The following is a 1,107-nucleotide window of genomic DNA, read 5'->3' as shown; positions in this document are numbered from 1 at the left end:
GTCGTTGTACGAGAAGATCTCGCCGTAACGCCCCCAATCGATCACCGCATCGAGCGTTTCCTCGGCCGCACCGTCCGACAGGAAATCCTCGAGCTCCTGCTCGAAGCGCACGCGCGGCGCGCGATGCCCCGGCCGTTCGTTCAGCACCTTCTTGATCCGCGCGGCAAGCGGCACGTGCTTCAGCAGATGATCGGCGAACATCAGCTTGCGCTCCTGCGTGCCGAACTCCGCGAACACGCGCCCCGGCGGCGTCAGGAACACGTCGCCTTCGCGCACGTCCGCAAAGCCCAGGTACTGCAGCACTTCGGCGATCGGGAACAGATCGTCCACTTCCAGGTGCAGCGTGCGCGCGATTTCCGGCATATCGGCTCGGCCGTGATACGGCGCCATCGCGAGCGTCTCGATCAGGCCGGCCATCAGGTTCGTCGACACGCGCGGCAGCCAGCTGCCCAGCTCCAGCCCCTTCTTCGTCGTCTCGCCGATCTGGCGCGCGGTCATCTTCGCGTAGATGTCGTCGACCAGCTTGCGGAACGTCGGATCGAGCCGGTTGCGCGGATGCTTGAACGGCACCTTGATTTCCGCGATCACGCGGCCCGGATTCGACGACAGCACGAGAATGCGGTCGCACATGAACACCGCTTCCTCGATGTTGTGCGTGACGATCAGCACCGACTTGATCGGCATGCGGCCCTGCGTCCACAGGTCGAGCAGGTCGGTACGCAGCGTCTCGGCAGTCAGCACGTCGAGCGCGGAGAACGGCTCGTCCATCAGCAGGATCGTTGGATCGACGACCAGCGCGCGCGCAAAGCCCACGCGCTGCCGCATGCCGCCGGACAGCTCGCGTGGATACGCGTTCTCGAAGCCGTCGAGGCCGATCAGGTCGATCGCGGCCAGCGCACGCTCGCGCCGCTCGCGCGCGCCGACGCCGAGCGCCTCGAGCCCCGCTTCGACGTTCTGCAGCACGGTCAGCCACGGAAACAGCGCGAACGTCTGGAACACCATCGCGACGCCTTCGGCCGGCCCGCGCAGCGGCTTGCCCAGATACGTGACTTCGCCGCCGGTCGGCTCGATCAGCCCGGCGATGATCCGCAGCAGCGTCGACTTGCC

1 protein-coding gene is annotated in these 1,107 nt (G+C 66.7%); it reads right to left on the bottom strand.

Features of this window, described 5'->3' with window-relative positions; all coding sequences use genetic code 11:
* Positions 1-1,107: ABC transporter ATP-binding protein (locus tag BUB20358_RS27935; protein ID WP_174905187.1), on the bottom strand; the 1,107-nt coding region annotated here is incomplete at both ends.

It is taken from the genome of Burkholderia dolosa, assembly GCF_902499135.1.
GTDB lineage: Bacteria > Pseudomonadota > Gammaproteobacteria > Burkholderiales > Burkholderiaceae > Burkholderia > Burkholderia dolosa.
Note: the sequence above shows the minus strand (reverse complement) of the source record. Positions and strands in the feature narration are given on the sequence as shown.